The following is a 16,150-nucleotide window of genomic DNA, read 5'->3' as shown; positions in this document are numbered from 1 at the left end:
CCATGAGCATCGAGGTATCCAACGAGTCGGGCATCGACGTCTCGGAAGCCGAACTGGTCAGCGTGGCCCGGTTCGTCCTCGACAAGATGGACGTCAACCCATCCGCCGAGCTGTCGATGGTGCTGCTGGACACCGCCTCGATGGCCGACCTGCACATGCGGTGGATGGACCTGCCCGGCCCGACCGACGTGATGAGCTTCCCCATGGACGAGCTCGAGCCGGGAGGACGCCCCGACGCGCCCGAGCCTGGACCCGGCATGCTCGGCGATATCGTGCTGTGCCCCGAATTCGCCGCCGAGCAGGCCGCTGGGGCCGGTCATTCGCTGGGTCACGAGCTGGCGCTGCTGACGATCCATGGTGTGCTGCATCTGCTGGGCTACGACCATGCCGAGCCCGACGAAGAAAAAGAAATGTTCACCCTGCAGCAACGCCTGCTCGAAGAATGGGTGGCCGATCAGGTTGAGGCCTACCATCAGGACCGTCAACTCGAGCGCGACCGCCGGCTGCTGGACAAGTCCAGGTATTTCGACGAACCGTGAATGAGCTTGCTCCGCTGCTCGGCGCGATCGTATTGATTGGTCTGGGTGGGTCGTTCGCCGCTATCGACGCCGCGATCAGCACCGTGTCGGTGGCCCGCGTCCACGAACTGGTGCGCGACGAGCGCACCGGCGCGGTGCGGCTGGCCAAGGTGATGAGAGATCGGCCGAGCTACATCAATCTTGTTGTGCTGCTGCGGATCGTCTGCGAGATCACCGCGACCGCGCTGCTGGTGGTCTTTTTCGTGCATAATCTCAGCCTGGACTGGGGGCTGTTCGCCGCCGCCGCGATCATGGTGGCGACCAGCTTCATCGTCATCGGCGTCGGTCCACGCACCTTGGGCCGCCAGCACGCGTATTCGATCGCGTTGGCATCGGCCTTTCCGCTGCAAGTGATTTCGTGGCTACTGATGCCGATCAGCCGGCTGCTGGTGCTACTGGGTAATGCGCTGACTCCTGGCCGCGGGTTTCGCAACGGACCGTTTGCCTCGGAGATCGAGTTGCGTGAAGTCGTCGACTTGGCCCAGCAGCGCGGCGTCGTCGCTGCCGACGAGCGCAAGATGATCGAGTCTGTCTTCGAACTCGGCGACACACCGGCCCGCGAAGTGATGGTGCCGCGCACGGAGATGATCTGGATTGAAAGCGACAAATCGGCTCGCCAAGCGATCACGCTGGCCGTGCGCAGCGGCCACTCGCGGATTCCCGTGGTCGGTGAGAACGTCGACGACATTGTCGGCGTCGTGTATCTGAAAGACCTTGTCAGGCAGACCTATTACTCCGCTAACGGCAGCCGCGACACCACCGTCGCTGCGGTGATGCGCCCGGCAGTGTTCGTGCCGGACTCCAAGCCGCTGGACGCGCTGCTGCGGGAGATGCAGCGGACGCGCAACCACATGGCGCTGCTGGTCGACGAGTACGGGGCGATCGCCGGGCTGGTGACGATCGAGGACGTGCTCGAGGAAATCGTCGGCGAAATCGCCGACGAATACGACGACGCCGAAACCGCACCCGTAGAAGACTTGGGTGGCAACCGGTTTCGAGTCTCGGCGCGGCTGCCGATCGAGGACCTCGGGGAGCTGTACGGTGTCGAGTTCGAGGAGGATCTCGACGTCGACACGGTCGGCGGTCTGCTGGCCCTGGAGCTGGGCCGGGTCCCGCTGCCTGGCGCCGAGGTGGTGTCCCACGGGTTACGGATGCACGCCGAGGGCGGCCCAGCCCCTCGCGGGCGGCTGCGGATCGGTACGGTCTTGCTGAGCCGCGCCGGCGACGATGCAGAGCGCAGCGATGAGGAGGAGCGGCGCGCATGATTCTTGCGGACACCGACGGCCAGCACGGTAGGGAGGCCAATGGCGATGGCTGAGCAGCTCGACACCGAGGACGCCAAGTTGGTGACGCTGGCGCGCGCGGCAATGGCCCGCGTCGAAGCGGGCAGCGGTGCCGCAGTCCGCGACCTCGACGGCCGCACCTACGCCGGTGCGCCGGTTGGCTTGTCGGCGCTGCAGCTGACTGCGCTGCAGTCCGCGGTCGCTGCGGCGGTTTCCAGTGGCGCGACCGGTTTGGAGGCCGCCGTGCTGGTGGGCGGCTCCGCTGACGACGCCGGCATCGCCGCGGTGCGCGAACTGTCACCGACGGCGGTGGTGATCGTCACCGACCGTGCTGGTGCCGTGGTGTGAGCGCGCCGGGCCCGGTGACTGAATTCCGCTCGGGATTCGTGTGTTTCGTTGGCCGGCCGAACACCGGCAAGTCGACGCTGATGAACAGGCTGGTCGGCTCGAAGGTAGCGATCACCTCGACGCGGCCGCAGACCACCCGGCACACCATTCGCGGCATCGTACATCGAGAAAACTTCCAGATCGTCCTGGTCGACACCCCTGGACTGCACCGGCCCCGCACACTTCTGGGCAAGCGGCTCAACGACCTGGTCCGCAACACCTATGCCGAAGTCGACGCCATCGGGTTGTGCATTCCCGCCGACGAGGCAATCGGCCCGGGGGACAGGTGGATTCTTCAGCAGATCCGCTCCGTTGCGCCCAGAACCACGCTCATCGTCGTCGTCACCAAGGTCGACAAAGTCCCCAAAGACAAGGTGGCCGCGCAACTGGCCGCGGTCGGCGAGTTCGTCGGTACGCCCGACGGCAGCCAAACCGAGATCGTCCCGGTGTCCGCGGTTACCGGCGAGCAGATCGACGTGCTGATTGACGTGCTGGCCGCTGCGCTGCCGCCGGGGCCGGCGTACTACCCCGACGGGGAGCTGACCGACGAGCCGGAAGAGGTTCTGATGGCCGAGTTCATCCGGGAAGCCGCCTTGGAGGGCTTGGGCGACGAGTTGCCGCATTCGTTGGCGGTGGCGATCGACGAAGTCACCCCGCGCGAAGGCCGCGACGACCTGATCGACGTGCACGCCCTGCTGTATGTCGAACGCGAAAGCCAGAAGGGCATCGTCATCGGCAAAGGCGGGGCCCGGCTTCGGGAAGTCGGCACCGCCGCGCGCGGCCAGATCGAGAAGCTGCTGGGCACCAAGGTTTATCTCGACCTGCGTGTCAAGGTCGCCAAAAACTGGCAGCGCGACCCCAAACAGCTTGGCCGCCTTGGCTTTTGAGCCGTGGTTGCCGGTGGGCTTAGCGCAGCGCTATCGGCGGTGTATCGGTGCCGGTGTTCCACCATGCCTGCGGCTGCTTGGCGGGCCAGCCGATGACTGCCTCGAGTTCGGCGGCAAGCGACACCAGCAACGGCTCGCTGTTGGCCGGCCCCATCAGCTGTACACCGATCGGCAGGCCGTCGGAGGTGAAGCCGGCTGGGACGTTGATCGACGGCCAGCCCAGTACGTTCCACGGCCACGTCACCGGGCATGCCTTGATCATGACGCGGTCGGTGGCCAAGCCGCCCAGCGTATCGAACGCGTGCACCGGCGGCGGTGGCTGCGCGGTGGTCGGCGCCAGCACCACGTCGACGATGTCGAAGATCGAGCCGACTCGACGCTGGTCGGCGGCTTCGTGGGCGCGCGCACGGCGCAGCACCGACCCGGAGAGCAGCCGGCCCATCTGCATGTTGGACAGCGTGCGACGGTCGAACTCGACGCCGTCGCCGAGCCGCTCAGCCCAGTCGAGCAGCCCGGCGGTGGAGCGCGCCAGGAAATTCCGCGACAACCGCAGGCCGTAATCCGGGTTGCCGGCCACCACGGTGTGACCCAGCAGTTTGAGTTGCTCGGCCACCGCGTCCAGCGCTGCGCGGATCTCCGGGTGCAGCGTGGCCCGAAACGCGGTGAATGGGAAGCGGGTTGACACCGCGATCTTCAGCGGGCCTGGCGCGACGCCGATGTATTGGGACACCTTGACTGGAGGTGGTTTGTGCAGGTCGCCCTCGACGTTGCCGGAGACGGCGTCGAGCACCAGCGCCGCGTCCTCTACGGTGCGCGCCAGCACGCCGTTGACCGTGATGCCGTTGAACGCCTCCGGCAGCGGCCAGGTCGATATCCGGCCGCGCTGCGGCTTGATACCCACCAGGTGCGTCCACGCCGCGGGGATGCGGATGCTGCCAGCCCCGTCCGAGCCGATCGCGGCGGCGACCAGGCCGGCCGCGACCGCGGCCGCGCTGCCGCCCGACGATCCGCCGGGTGTGTGCTTACGTGACCACGGGTTGCGGGTGTGCCCGAATGCGGGTCCGCTGGTGAACGGCCATTGGCCGAGCTCACAGGTGTTCGTTTTGCCGACGATCACCGCGCCCGCCGCCTTGAGCCTGCGCACCACCTCCGAATCGGCGGCGGCCGGCGCAACGTACCCAGACGCGCCGAAAGCCGTTGGCACTCCGGCGATATCGACGTCATCCTTGACCGCGATCGGGACGCCCAGCAGCGGCGCCTGATCGCCGGCGGCGCGGCGCCGGTCGGCCTCGGCGGCATCGGCCAGCGCCGACTCGGTGAGCACCACCCGGAACGCGTTGAGCGTGGACTGGCTGAGGTCGATGGCGTGCAGTGAGCGGCGTACCAGCTCGTCCGACGTCACCTCATGGCTGGCCAGCTGGTAGAGCTGATCGGACAGGGTGGGGAAGCGAAGGAAAGACGCGTGTGCCATCGCCGACCAGAGTATCGGCGCGTCATTCCGGCCATGTTCCAGCGATGTCTCAGCACGATGCCAAACTGGGATGATGCGGCTATATCGGGACCGGGCGGTGGTGCTGCGCCAGCACAAGCTCGGCGAAGCCGACCGGATCATCACCCTGCTGACCCGCGACCATGGGCTGGTGCGCGCGGTGGCCAAGGGTGTGCGCCGCACCCGCAGCAAGTTCGGCGCGCGCCTGGAGCCGTTCTCCCATATCGACGTGCAGCTGTACCCGGGCCGCAACCTGGACATCATCACCCAGGTGGTCGCGATCGACGCGTTCGCCACCGACATCGTCAGCGACTACGGCCGCTACACCTGCGCATGCGCGATGCTCGAAACCGCCGAACGTCTCGCCGGTGAGGAGCGGGCGCCGGCCACGGCGCTGCACCGGCTCACAGTCGGGGCGCTGCGGGCGGTGGCCGACGGGCAGCGGCCACGCGAGCTACTGCTGGACGCCTACCTGCTGCGTGCCATGGGGATCGCCGGATGGGCGCCGGCGTTGACCGAGTGCGCCCGCTGCGCCACGCCCGGTCCGCATCGGGCGTTTCACATCGCCGCCGGCGGCAGCGTCTGCCCGCACTGCCGCCCAGCCGGTTCCACCACGCCGCCGCTCGGGGTGCTGGAGTTGATGTCGGCGCTGCGCGACGGTGACTGGGAGGCGGCGCTGGGCGCGCCGCAATCGCACCGCAACCACGTCAGCGGGTTGGTGGCCGCCCACCTGCAATGGCATCTCGAACGTCAACTGCGAACGTTGCCGCTGGTGGAGCGAATGGACCGGGTCGACCGTGCGGTCGCCGCCCATCGCATCTCGCTGGTCAGGCAGGATGTGGCCCATGGTGAGGAACCTGGGCGGCGGCTCAGTGCGGAAGGCTGAGCGCGGCTTTCCGCAGCTGCCTCCCGCGCCGGCCGACTACCCGACCTTCCCGGACAAGTCGACGTGGCCGGTCGTTTTCCCGGAGCTGCCGCCGTCACCCGGTGGCGGCCCGCGTCGGCCACCGCAACATCCGTCGAAAGCGGTCCCGCCCCGAATTCCCGCCGCGCAGCTACCAACTCACGTCGCCATCGTGATGGACGGCAACGGCCGCTGGGCCACGCAGCGCGGACTGCCCCGCGTCGAGGGCCACAAGATGGGCGAGGCGGTGGTCATTGATATTGCCTGTGGCGCAATCGAACTCGGCATCAAATGGCTGAGCCTGTTCGCTTTTTCCACCGAGAACTGGAAGCGGTCAGCCGAGGAGGTCCGCTTCTTGATGGGCTTCAACCGCGATGTGGTGCGCCGCCGCCGGGAAAGCCTGAAGGCGCTCGGTGTGCGGATACGATGGGTCGGTTCACGGCCACGGTTGTGGCGCAGCGTGATCAAAGAGCTCGAGATCGCCGAGCAGATGACCGCCGGCAACGACGTCATCACCGTGAACTACTGCGTGAACTACGGCGGCCGGGCCGAAATCACCGAAGCAGCAAGGGCAATCGCACGGGAGGCGGCTGCCGGAAAACTCAATCCCGAGCGGATCACCGAGGTGACGATCGCCCGTCACCTGCACCGGCCCGACATTCCGGATGTGGACTTACTGCTGCGCACCTCGGGTGAGCAGCGGTCGAGCAATTTCATGTTGTGGCAGGCGGCATACGCCGAATACATTTTCCAAGACAAGCTGTGGCCCGACTATGACCGCCGCGACCTGTGGGCGGCGTGCGAGGAATACGCGTCGCGGCATCGACGATTCGGGAGCGCCTGATGCCCTCACTGCAGGAGCGGCTGACGGCGGTGCTGGCCGAGGTGCTGCCGGTCGAAAAAGAACCCGACGGCGCACTGACCATCCGTCATCTCGGCACGTTGGCGTCGCTGCGGGTGGTGACCGTCGTCGAGGACCTCGATCTGGTGTCGCTCACCCAGGTGTTGGCCTGGGATCTTCCGTTGAACAAGAAGATTCGCGACCGGGTGGCCGAGCAGGCGAACGGCGTCCAGTTGGGCGCAGTGGCCGTGGTGGAAAAGGTCGGCGAGGCGACCGCGAAGCGCAACTCGGCTAAAACCGCCGACGTGATGCTGCGGTACAACTTCCCCGGCGCCGGGCTGACCGACGACGCCCTGCGCACGCTGATCCTGATGGTGCTCGACACCGGCGCGGAGATACGGCGCGCGCTGACGGCGTAGAGCTCGACGCGTCGAGGGAGGGGACGGTCTTTGTGCCCGCCTCGTGAGCGATTAGCCAGGCTAGAAATCGCTATGAGGTGGGCACCACTGGGGTGTCCTGGCCGGGCGTGGAAGTTTTGTGCGGCCAGCAGATGCGTCTACTGGCACTCCGCGCACGTACCGAAGATCTCGATGGTGTGGCTGGGCTCGGAAAAGCCATGTTCGGCCGCTACTTCCGCGGCCCACGCCTCGACCTCGCGATCGCCGACCTCGACGGTGGAGCCGCAGCTGCGGCACACCAGATGGTGATGATGGTCCGTCGAGCACCGGCGGTAGACGGATTCACCGGTGTCGTTGCGCAGCGTGTCCAGCATTCCCGCCGCCGCCATCGACTGCAACGTGCGGTAGACGGTGGTCAGGCCGATGTTTTCGCCGCGGCGGCGCAACTCGTCGTGCAGTTCCTGGGCCGAGCGAAACTCGTCGAGGGTTTCCAGCAGCGTGGCGATGGCCGCCCGCTGGCGGGTGGAGCGAACGCCCGATCCGGTCACGGGCGCTCCTCACCGGCGTGGGCGACCGCATCGATGACAATGTGCGCCAGGTGGTGGTCGGCCAGTCGGTAGAGGACTTCGCGGCCTGACCGCTCACCGGCGACCACGCCGGCAGCCTTGAGAATCTTCAGGTGCTGGCTCACCAGCGGTTGCGGTACGCCCAGCGCGTCGACCAGCTCGTGCACGCATCGCTGCGACTCGCGCAGTTGCAGCACGATCGCGATGCGCACCGGTGCAGCCAGCGCGCGCAGCAGCTCACCGGCGGCGTCCAGGATTTCCCGCGGCGGCGGCGTTGGGAACGCCGAGAACCCGTGCTCGTGCTCGTCCGCCAGCTCAGAGCCGACAGCCGCCATTGACGGGCCGTCGGCTACTGGTGACGTTGACGAGGACATGAGTCATTACCTTCAAGCAGGGCGGTTGGGAATCGCTGTCGGCTGACTTCCACTGTCACATGCACGATGACGCATGTCAAAGATCGCGGCGCCGGTCGTTACGATGACTGGTGCTCGCGGCTCACGGCCATCCGCGTTCATCCCCACCCGAGACAGGAGTGCACCAGCCCGTGGCGTCCGTCATCGACACCGTGGCGAACCTCGCCAAACGCCGCGGCTTGGTGTACCCGTGCGGCGAAATCTACGGCGGCGTCAAGTCGGCGTGGGACTACGGGCCGCTAGGCGTGGAGCTCAAGGAAAACATCAAGCGGCAGTGGTGGCGCTCGGTGGTCACCGGCCGCGACGACGTCGTCGGCCTGGACTCCTCGATCATCCTGCCCCGGGAGGTGTGGGTCGCCTCCGGGCATGTCGAGGTGTTCCACGATCCGCTGGTGGAGTCGCTGATCACCCATAAGCGCTACCGAGCCGACCACCTCATCGAGGCCTACGAGCAAAAGCACGGCCATCCGCCGCCGAACGGTCTGGCCGACATCCGCGATCCCGACACCGGCGAGCCCGGCCAGTGGACGGAGCCGCGCGAGTTCAACATGATGCTCAAGACCTATCTCGGGCCGATCGAGACCGAGGAGGGACTGCACTACCTGCGGCCGGAAACCGCGCAGGGCATCTTCATCAACTTCGCCAACGTGGTGACCACCGCGCGCCGCAAGCCACCGTTCGGAATCGCCCAGACAGGCAAGAGTTTTCGCAACGAGATCACACCCGGCAACTTTATCTTCCGCACCCGCGAGTTCGAGCAGATGGAGATGGAGTTCTTCGTCGAGCCGTCCACCGCGCCGGAATGGCACCAGTATTGGATTGACACCCGGCTGCAGTGGTACATCGACCTGGGTATCAAACCCGACAACCTACGGTTGTGGGAGCATCCCAAAGACAAGCTGTCTCACTATTCGGCACGCACCGTCGACATCGAGTACAAGTTCGGCTTCCCCGGCAACCCGTGGGGCGAGCTGGAAGGTGTCGCCAACCGCACCGACTTCGACTTATCAACGCACTCAAAGCATTCCGGTGTCGATCTGTCGTTCTACGACAACGTCACCGATACCCGGTACGTCCCGTATGTGATCGAACCGGCGGCCGGGCTGACGCGGTCGTTCATGGCGTTTTTGGTCGACGCCTACAGCGAGGACGAGGCGCCAAATGCCAAAGGCGGCATGGACAAGCGCACGGTGCTGCGGCTGGATCCGCGGCTGGCGCCGGTCAAGGCCGCAGTGTTGCCGCTGTCGCGGCACGCCGACTTGAGCCCCAAGGCCCGTGACCTGGCCGCGGAATTGCGCAAATGCTGGAATGTCGAGTTCGACGACGCCGGCGCCATTGGTCGGCGCTACCGGCGCCAGGATGAAATCGGCACTCCGTTCTGCGTGACGGTGGATTTCGACACGCTCGACGACCAGGCGGTCACCGTGCGCGAACGAGACACCATGGCGCAGGAAAGGATCGCGATCGACGCGGTCGCCGACTACCTGGCGCCCCGGCTGCGCTCCTGTTAGGGCGGCTCAGAACCGTCCGCCCCCGCCCATGAACCCGCCGTCGGAGGGTCCCGAACCGCCGAACGAGGTCGGGCTCCAGCCGCCGTCCCAGCCGCCACCGAAACCGCCGAAGCCGCCGCGCATCGCGCCGCCCAGCAGGTCGCCGATGATGAGCCCGCCCATCATCGCGCCCATACCGCTGCCACCGCCGTAGCGGCCGACGTAAGTGCGCTGCGCAGCCTCGACGTCGGCGTTGGCCAGCGCCTGGGCGTCGGCGGCCAGTGTCGCGGCGGTGTTGGCGTGGGCGATCGCGTCGGCCACGTTGGTGGTCCGCTTATCCAGGGCCGCTTGCAGGTGCCGGCTCGCCTCGGCGAGCCGGGTACGCGCCTCCGGACCGATGCTGCCCCGGCGGGTGTCGACGTAGTCGGAGACCGCGCGCACCCGCGACTGCGCGGTGAACAACGCCTGTTCCAGGGTGCGGTTGAGCCGCTCTGCGCTGGCCTGCTCCTCGGCGATCGTGGCCAGCAGCCGGTCCAGGTCCGCGTGCGCTTTGCTCAACTGGGTGAACGTGCCCAGGGGATCGGTAGAGCCGCTGCTGCGCGCGGCGTCGACGGCCGTGACCGCCGCGTCACGCGCAGCGGCCAGCGCACCGGCATGCGGAGCGTCCGCTTTGTGCAGGTAGGTGTTGGCTTGCTCGATACCCGCTTGCACGTCGGCGATCATCGACGGCAGCTGTTCCACAGCGCGGTGGATGTCGCTGGAGGCGTTGTCGATGGCATCGAGCAGCGCACGGGCCTGGGCGAGCGCCGATTCGGCGGCACGCACCGCGTCGACCAAAGCGCTCTGCTGCCCACTTACCGGTCGGGTCGCCAATTCGCGTGCCCGGCTGACGGTTTGTTCGGCGAACGCCACCCGCTCCTTGGCGGCCGCGACATTGCCCGACACCGAAGTCAATGCGGCAGCGTCGAATTCGTTGTGCAACTCGGCCAGCCGCTGTTCTGCCGGCGCCAGCCGGGCGGTGAGCTCGACAACCTGCTGGGTCAGCCCGTCCAGCCGCGCCGGCGCGTTGATCACCAAGTCCCGCAACTGCTCGAACGCCTGTCGCTGCGATTCGAGTTCGCGGTCGGCCCGCGCCGCCGACACGATCACATTGGTCAGCAGCTGACGACGCTGCTCGGGCGTCTCAGGTATCGCGTCGTCGAGTTGCTGTCGGACGTTGAATGCTTGTGTCAGCGCGGCTTTGGCGTTGTTGACCGCGCGGGTGAACGGCTCGGTTCGCTCTTGGCCGAACTCCTCGATCGCCAATGCCAGTTCGTTGGCGCTGGTGCGCACCGCGTTGTCGACTTCAACCACCTTCGACCGCGACAAGTCGTCGAGCACGTCCAGCGGAAGCGCGGCAAGCGTATCGGGATCAGTGGGGTCAGCCCGCCGCGCCGCGGCTAACGCGGCGGCGTGCCGGCGCCTGCGCCGGTAGCGCATGACGACCACCAAAACGAGCACCCCGATGGCGATGACGCCCAACGCGATCAGCAGCGGCGCCCACGCCGACGAACCTGGCGGTCGGTCAAGCCCATTGGCCGCGGCCACCGCGGCGCCGCTCCAGTCGCTACGATGCAGGGCGGGTTCGATCTGGCTGCGCCGCAGATCGTCGACCTGACCCGAGGTGACGCTCTTCACCGTCGACGGCACGAGAAACCCATAGGAGCGGTCGACGGTGGCCACCGCCAGCAACGCGTCGTAGTCTCCGAGATCACTTTCGCTGCGGGTGCTCTGCGCCCAGCTCACCGCGCCTTGCCCGGAGAACGTGTCGACGTAGACCACCCACAGCCGGATGTGGCGATCGGTGTACAGCTTGTTCACCGCCGCCTCGACGGCGCCGCGTCCCGCGCCGGTCAGTGCGCCCGCGTCGTCGGTGACGTAGTCGGATAACCGGAACGGCGGTTGCGCGGCGGCCACCGGTGCCAACAGCAGTGCCGTTGCCAAAATGGCCAGGATCACGCCGAGCAGGCGAGGTATGCGCATGCTCGCCAATGTAGCCACGCGGTACGCCGCATGGCTTTGGCAGACTGGCGCTCAATGAATCAGCAGGAGCCCTACGACGATTTCGACCGCCGGCGGCGGGTGCCCGAAGCGCCCAAGACCGCGGGCCTGCCCGGCACCCAAGGCCAGCACCGCACCGATTTCGCGCGCGACCGCGCCCGGGTGTTGCACAGCGCCGCGCTTCGTCGGCTGGCGGACAAGACCCAGGTCGTCGGGCCCCGGGAAAGCGACACCCCGCGCACCCGGCTGACCCACTCGCTGGAAGTGGCCCAGATCGGCCGCGGCATGGCGATCGGGCTGGACTGCGACCCCGACCTCGTCGACCTCGGGGGCTTGGCGCACGATATCGGGCATCCGCCATACGGCCACAACGGCGAACAGGCGCTCGACGAGGTCGCAGCAGACTGCGGCGGTTTTGAGGGCAATGCCCAAAACTTCCGCATCCTCACCAGCTTGGAGCCCAAAGTCCTTGATTCCCAAGGAAATAGCGCCGGGCTGAACCTGACCCGCGCGGCCCTGGATGCGGTGACCAAATATCCGTGGGCGCGTCCCGAGGGCCGCGGCAAGTTCGGTTTTTACGACGAGGACCGCGACGCCGCCGCCTGGGTGCGTGAGGGCGCACCGCCGATGCGGGCGTGTCTGGAGGCGCAGGTGATGGACTGGGCCGACGACGTCGCGTATTCGGTGCACGACGTCGAGGACGGTGTCGTGTCCGGACGCATCGACCTGCGGGTGCTGGCCGACGATGACGCCGCCGCGGCGCTGGCAGCGTTGGGTGAGTCCGCGTACCCGCGGCTGAGCGCCGACGACTTGGCGGCCGGAGCGCAGCGGCTGTCGGGGCTTCCGGTGGTCGCCGCGGTCGGTAAGTATGACGCCACGCTCGCGGCCGCGGTGGCGCTCAAGCGGCTGACCAGCGAGCTGGTGGGCCGGTTCGCCTCGGCGGCGATCGCGGCCACCCGAGCCGCCGCCGGATCTGGGCCGTTGGCGCGGTATGCGGCCGATCTGCAGGTGCCCGACTTGGTGCGCGCCGAGGTCGCGGTGCTGAAAACTCTGGCGCTGCAGTTCATCATGTCCGATCCGCGACACCTCGACATGCAGGCCTGCCAGCGCGAACGCATCCATCGGGTGGCGCAGTGGTTGCTCGCCGGCGCCCCCGGAACGCTGGACCCGATCTTTGTCCCGGCGTTCAACACCGCCGCCGACGACCGTGCCCGCTTGCGGGTCATCGTCGACCAGATCGCCTCCTACACCGAAGGACGACTGGAGCGGATCGAGGCCGCATAGCACTCGCGACCCCGGGGGCTTCACACGGCAGATTCGGCGAAAAGCTGACCCCATTCGTAAGATGCGGCCGATTGCGCGCCGCGCAACGAATCCGGGGAATGCCTGCGCCCACCAGCGAGGTGGACCAATGCCCATGCCATCGTGCACACCGGAATCCGGTGACGTTGTGCCGCGCCGTGAAGCTCATGAAACGCGGCCTCCGAACTGCACCGGCGGAGACCCATCAAGATGCCGCCGGCGGTGTCGAGAATGCGCCGACCGTGTACGTCGAGTGAGATCTGGGCGGGAACCCAGTCCGTCATGCGGTTACCTCCTGTGGTGCCATACCGATGCGCTCGCCCGCATGAGCGCACTTGGCAATGGTTTGCGCCGGTTCTCCGTTACGCCACAGCCCGGCTGATATCGGTATGCACTCGTGACCGCTGCTATATCTGGGCGGCTATCCCGTGCCGATGACTCCGCACGCCATCCGCTTTTCGGCGTCCGGAGTGTGATCGGCGCCGTGCAGCACCAGCGCCGTCTTGTTGCCGGCCAACAGGTCGTCGCGGGTAAACGCGTCGCTGGTGGTCACCAGCAGCGCCGCACCGTCCTTCCGGACCTGCAGCGCGGGCAGGTCCCCGCTTGCGGGCTCGCCGGTATGGCCGGGCGCCTGGTAGTGCTCGCCGGCGGAGAGAAAATCGCCGGAAGGGCCGCCGGTGGGAGCCACGGAGTTGGGTTCGCACTTTCCGACCGAGTGGACGTGCATCATGTGGAAACCCGGCGTGAGGATGCCCGTGGCGACGGTCTTCACGGTGACGGTGGCATAGCCGTTGGCGAACTCGAAGGTGGCCGTGGCGACGGGCCGGCCGTCAGCCGTTTTCAGTTGCGCAGTCAGCTTTTCCGCGCCCGCTGTCGAGCTGGTAGGCGAAGCCGTCGGCGAACCGCTGCGGATGGCTGGGGTGGTGCCCGGCTCACTGCTGGGGTGCTGGTTAGGACTGCAGGCAGCCACGGAGACGACGGGCAGGGACAGCAACATGGCGGCAATGGTGGCGGGCTTGATCATGGATCGACCCTAATCGGCACGGCTACGGTCAGGACGGGCCGCATCGTCGTTTGGCCGCTCTACACTATGCCGATGGCCGGCCGTATCTCCGATCGCGATATCGCCGCCATCCGGGAGCGCGTCCGCATCGACGAGGTCGTCAGCGACTACGTCCAGCTGCGCCGCGCCGGCGCCGACTCGCTCAAGGGCCTGTGCCCGTTCCACGACGAGAAATCACCGTCGTTTCATGTGCGCCCCAACCATGGGCACTTCCACTGCTTCGGCTGCGGGGAAGGCGGCGACGTCTACGCCTTTGTGCAAAAGATCGAGCATGTCACCTTCGTGGAGGCGGTCGAGCTGCTGGCCGACCGGATCGGCTACACGATCACCTACACCGGCGCGGCGACCAGCGTGCAGCGCGACCGCGGCACCCGAAGCCGGCTCGTGGCCGCCAACGCCGCCGCTGTGGCGTTCTACGCCGACGCGCTGGAATCCGACGAAGCAGGTCCGGCCCGCCAGTACTTGCAGGAACGGAACTTCGACGCCGACGCCGCCCGCCACTTCGGCTGCGGGTTTGCGCCGTCGGGATGGGATTCGCTGACAAAGTACTTGCTGCGCAAGGGTTTCGACTTCAAGGAGCTGGAAGCTGCCGGCTTATCGCGGCAAGGGCGTCGTGGCCCGATCGACCGGTTTCACCGGCGGCTGCTGTGGCCGATCCGCACCGCGGCCGGTGAGGTGATCGGTTTCGGGGCGCGGCGGCTGTTCGACGACGATCCCATCGAGGCCAAGTACGTCAACACCCCGGAGACGCTCCTGTACAAGAAGTCGTCGGCGCTGTTCGGTATCGACTTGGCCAAGCGCGACATCGCCAAGGGTCATCAGGCTGTCGTGGTCGAGGGCTACACCGACGTGATGGCGATGCATCTGGCCGGGGTCACCACTGCGGTCGCGTCGTGCGGCACCGCGTTCGGCGACGAGCACCTGGCGATGCTGCGCCGATTGATGATGGACGACAAGTTCTTTCGCGGTGAACTGATCTATGTGTTCGACGGCGACGAGGCCGGCCGGGCGGCAGCACTCAAGGCGTTCGCCGGTGAGCAGCACCTGGCGGGCCAGTCGTTCGTCGCGGTGGCCGCCGAAGGCATGGATCCCTGCGATCTGCGGCTGGCACACGGCGACGCCGCACTGCGGGACTTAGTGGCGCGGCGAACGCCGTTGTTCGAGTTCGCGATTCGCTCAGCGCTGGCCGAGATGGATTTGGACAGCGCCGAGGGCAGGGTGGCCGCGCTGCGCCGCTGTGTGCCGATGGTCGCGCAGATCAAGGACCCCACCCTGCGCGACGAGTACGCGCGCCAACTCGCCGGCTGGGTCGGCTGGGACGACGTCGCCCAGGTGATCGGCCGGGTGCGTGAGGAGGCCAAGAGCGCCACGACGCACAGCCGGCCACACCGTGCGGCCCCGCCACGCGGCGACACCGGCGCCGCAGAGCCCGCTGCCCTGCGTCCCGATCCGCGGGAACCCACGCTGTGGCCCCAGCGCGAGGCGCTGAAGTCGGCGTTGCAGTATCCGGCGTTGGCCGGCCCGGTGTTCGATTCGCTGCCGGTCGAGAGCTTCACGCATCCGGGCTACGCTGCCGTGCGTGCCGCCATCGACGCCGCCGGGGGCACCGGCGCCGGTATCACGGGCGGCGAGTGGATCGACGCGGTGCGGCGGCAGACGGCGTCGGCAGCGGTCGCCGGGCTGGTCAGCGAGCTGGGCGTGGAGGCCATCCGGGTCGACGACGACAACAAGCTGCCCCGCTACATCGGCGGGGTGCTGGCCCGCCTGCAGGAGGTGTGGGTCGGCCGGCAGATCGCCGAGGTGAAGTCAAAGCTGCAGCGCATGTCACCGGTCGAACAGGGCGACGAGTACCACGCCCTGTTCGGCGACCTGGTGGCGATGGAGGCTTACCGGCGCAGCCTGCTCGAGCAGGCCAGCGGCGACGATCTCACCGCCTGACGTGCCTAGGTCGCGTTCTCCCGCCGCTGCGGCCGCAGAACGCTGGTAGTGGTGTCGATCTCCGTCAACGTCACCATCCTGGGGTCGGGGGAGACCCGGTTCGCGAGCTTGCGCCGGCCCCCCTCGATCATCGACTTGAGGGCGGGGCTGCCGATGACGGCGCGGTAGGTGCCGATGATCTGCTCGTAGCGACGGCGCCCGGCTTTCGCGCCCAGCACATACCCCAGTCCCAGCACAACGGCATACCGGATCAAAACGGTTCCTCCCCACGACAGTGCGGTCGGCTCCATCCTGCCTCACGCGCCGGGCTGTCGCTCGCCGCGGCCCTGATCCCGTCTGGTTGGGCACCGGTGCGTCAGTAAGCTAGAGTCATCCCCCGATCCGCGTGGATCGGGCAGTCCCCTGTAGCTCAATTGGCAGAGCGTTCGGCTGTTAACCGAAGGGTTGCTGGTTCGAGTCCAGCCGGGGGAGCTCAATACCCGCGAGCAGCTGCCAGGGGGGCTTCGCCCCGCGGTGGAAGATGAAAATTAGCACTGGCCGTTCGGCTGGGTGGGTGGTTGCTTCGCGGGCC

17 protein-coding genes and 1 tRNA gene are annotated in these 16,150 nt (G+C 67.5%); 11 read left to right on the top strand and 7 right to left on the bottom strand.

The window, feature by feature from the left end:
• The first annotated feature begins 2 nt into the window (after positions 1–2).
• Genes ybeY through era form a run of 4 tightly spaced genes read left to right on the top strand, consistent with a single transcriptional unit; the run spans position 3 to position 3,135 of the window.
• Positions 3–539, top strand: coding sequence for an rRNA maturation RNase YbeY (ybeY, locus tag G6N15_RS00290; protein WP_083084527.1), 537 nt, complete (start codon positions 3–5; stop codon positions 537–539).
• Complete coding sequence (locus G6N15_RS00285; protein WP_083084529.1) at positions 536–1,843, top strand: hemolysin family protein; 1,308 nt, start codon at positions 536–538, stop codon at positions 1,841–1,843. The genes ybeY and G6N15_RS00285 overlap by 4 nt, the downstream gene beginning before the upstream one ends.
• Before the next feature lie 39 nt (positions 1,844–1,882).
• Complete coding sequence (locus G6N15_RS00280) at positions 1,883–2,209, top strand: cytidine deaminase (RefSeq protein ID WP_083084531.1); 327 nt, start codon at positions 1,883–1,885, stop codon at positions 2,207–2,209.
• 14 nt (positions 2,210–2,223) lie between these two features.
• A complete protein-coding gene (gene era / locus G6N15_RS00275; protein ID WP_083084631.1) occupies positions 2,224–3,135 on the top strand; it encodes a GTPase Era in 912 nt (303 codons plus the stop codon).
• 19 nt (positions 3,136–3,154) lie between these two features.
• Here the strand turns inward: era and G6N15_RS00270 are convergent, their stop codons facing one another.
• Entirely contained in the window at positions 3,155–4,606 is a 1,452-nt protein-coding gene (locus G6N15_RS00270) for an amidase (RefSeq protein ID WP_083084533.1), read from the bottom strand.
• Between the two features lie 73 nt (positions 4,607–4,679).
• Between G6N15_RS00270 and recO the strand changes: the two genes are divergently transcribed.
• The 3 genes from recO to G6N15_RS00255 are packed head-to-tail and all read left to right on the top strand — an operon-like array spanning position 4,680 to position 6,788.
• Positions 4,680–5,510 (top strand): DNA repair protein RecO, encoded by an 831-nt coding sequence (recO, locus tag G6N15_RS00265; protein WP_083084636.1) that lies wholly within the window; start codon positions 4,680–4,682, stop codon positions 5,508–5,510.
• Positions 5,470–6,372, top strand: a complete 903-nt coding sequence (locus G6N15_RS00260) for a decaprenyl diphosphate synthase (RefSeq protein ID WP_083084633.1) — start codon at positions 5,470–5,472, stop codon at positions 6,370–6,372. The genes recO and G6N15_RS00260 overlap by 41 nt, the downstream gene beginning before the upstream one ends.
• Positions 6,372–6,788: a hypothetical protein gene (locus G6N15_RS00255; protein WP_163747876.1), complete on the top strand. Its 417-nt coding sequence runs from the start codon at positions 6,372–6,374 to the stop codon at positions 6,786–6,788. The genes G6N15_RS00260 and G6N15_RS00255 overlap by 1 nt, the downstream gene beginning before the upstream one ends.
• A 137-nt stretch (positions 6,789–6,925) precedes the next feature.
• Here G6N15_RS00255 and G6N15_RS00250 read toward each other — a convergent pair whose 3' ends face one another.
• Positions 6,926–7,315 carry a Fur family transcriptional regulator gene (locus G6N15_RS00250; RefSeq protein ID WP_083084537.1) on the bottom strand — a complete coding sequence of 130 codons (390 nt, stop codon included), beginning with the start codon at positions 7,313–7,315 and terminating at the stop codon, positions 6,926–6,928.
• Positions 7,312–7,668, bottom strand: coding sequence for an ArsR/SmtB family transcription factor (locus G6N15_RS00245; RefSeq protein ID WP_232070514.1), 357 nt, complete (start codon positions 7,666–7,668; stop codon positions 7,312–7,314). The genes G6N15_RS00250 and G6N15_RS00245 overlap by 4 nt, the downstream gene beginning before the upstream one ends.
• 197 nt (positions 7,669–7,865) lie before the next feature.
• Between G6N15_RS00245 and G6N15_RS00240 the strand changes: the two genes are divergently transcribed.
• Positions 7,866–9,257, top strand: coding sequence for a glycine--tRNA ligase (locus G6N15_RS00240; RefSeq protein WP_083084543.1), 1,392 nt, complete (start codon positions 7,866–7,868; stop codon positions 9,255–9,257).
• A 6-nt stretch (positions 9,258–9,263) separates the two neighbouring features.
• Here G6N15_RS00240 and G6N15_RS00235 read toward each other — a convergent pair whose 3' ends face one another.
• A complete protein-coding gene (locus G6N15_RS00235; protein WP_163747874.1) occupies positions 9,264–11,258 on the bottom strand; it encodes a TPM domain-containing protein in 1,995 nt (664 codons plus the stop codon).
• A 54-nt stretch (positions 11,259–11,312) separates the two neighbouring features.
• On the opposite strand from G6N15_RS00235, the gene G6N15_RS00230 reads away from it, so the two are divergent.
• Positions 11,313–12,560: a deoxyguanosinetriphosphate triphosphohydrolase gene (locus G6N15_RS00230; RefSeq protein ID WP_139798072.1), complete on the top strand. Its 1,248-nt coding sequence runs from the start codon at positions 11,313–11,315 to the stop codon at positions 12,558–12,560.
• A gap of 20 nt (positions 12,561–12,580) precedes the next feature.
• On the opposite strand, the gene G6N15_RS00225 is transcribed toward G6N15_RS00230, so the two are convergent.
• Entirely contained in the window at positions 12,581–12,862 is a 282-nt protein-coding gene (locus G6N15_RS00225; protein ID WP_083090112.1) for an ANTAR domain-containing protein, read from the bottom strand.
• A 137-nt stretch (positions 12,863–12,999) separates the two neighbouring features.
• Complete coding sequence (sodC, locus tag G6N15_RS00220; RefSeq protein ID WP_083090113.1) at positions 13,000–13,602, bottom strand: superoxide dismutase[Cu-Zn]; 603 nt, start codon at positions 13,600–13,602, stop codon at positions 13,000–13,002.
• 72 nt (positions 13,603–13,674) lie between these two features.
• Here sodC and dnaG point away from each other — a divergent pair, with 72 nt between their 5' ends.
• The gene (gene dnaG / locus G6N15_RS00215; protein WP_083090114.1) at positions 13,675–15,579 is read left to right on the top strand and encodes a DNA primase; all 1,905 of its coding nucleotides are present in this window, start codon (positions 13,675–13,677) and stop codon (positions 15,577–15,579) included.
• A gap of 5 nt (positions 15,580–15,584) precedes the next feature.
• On the opposite strand, the gene G6N15_RS00210 is transcribed toward dnaG, so the two are convergent.
• Positions 15,585–15,833, bottom strand: coding sequence for a hypothetical protein (locus G6N15_RS00210; protein ID WP_083090115.1), 249 nt, complete (start codon positions 15,831–15,833; stop codon positions 15,585–15,587).
• Between the two features lie 144 nt (positions 15,834–15,977).
• Here G6N15_RS00210 and G6N15_RS00205 point away from each other — a divergent pair.
• Positions 15,978–16,050 (top strand) — tRNA-Asn (locus G6N15_RS00205).
• Positions 16,051–16,150: the final 100 nt, after the last annotated feature.

The organism is Mycobacterium noviomagense (assembly GCF_010731635.1).
Taxonomy (GTDB): Bacteria; Actinomycetota; Actinomycetes; order Mycobacteriales; family Mycobacteriaceae; genus Mycobacterium; species Mycobacterium noviomagense.
Note: the sequence above shows the minus strand (reverse complement) of the source record. Positions and strands in the feature narration are given on the sequence as shown.